Below are 470 nucleotides of genomic sequence, written 5' to 3'. Positions count from 1 at the left end.
TGCAGTTACAAGGACACCCACCCAAAATCGTAGGCATTCAGTCTGGATTTTTGGGTGGGTGATGTGATGGACGCTTCCGAATCGGCGTTAATGCGCCACCCTGATAGACAACGACTACAATGACCTGACGGGCCGTAAAAAAAGCACACAAGGTTGCTCAGGAGAGTGAAAGTTACATGGACACCCACCCAAAATCATAGGCATTCAGTCTGGGTTTTTGGGTGGGTGATGTGGTGGACGCTTCTGAATCGGCGTTAATGCGCGGCCCTGATAGACAACGACCTGACGGGCCGTAAAAAAAGCACACAAGGTTGCTCAGAGCAGTGAATATCGTTATATCCAGCAGCACAGCTACACTTTTGATGCGATGGGGAACCTGACCAGCCGGGCGCTGAACGCCGAAGACACGCCTACCACCTTTGAGTACGATATCCTGAACCGCGTTACCACAGTCAAAGGACTTGAGCGCT

Annotated in this window: 1 protein-coding gene; it reads right to left on the bottom strand. The window is 51.5% G+C overall.

Annotation, left to right across the window (positions count from 1 at the left end):
- Positions 1-172: 172 nt before the first annotated feature.
- A partial coding sequence (locus CWB99_RS24720) for a hypothetical protein (RefSeq protein WP_249332098.1) occupies positions 173-470 on the bottom strand: 298 nt, incomplete at its 5' end.

It is taken from the genome of Pseudoalteromonas rubra (assembly GCF_005887095.1).
Lineage (GTDB): Bacteria > Pseudomonadota > Gammaproteobacteria > Enterobacterales > Alteromonadaceae > Pseudoalteromonas > Pseudoalteromonas rubra_E.
Note: the sequence above shows the minus strand (reverse complement) of the source record. Positions and strands in the feature narration are given on the sequence as shown.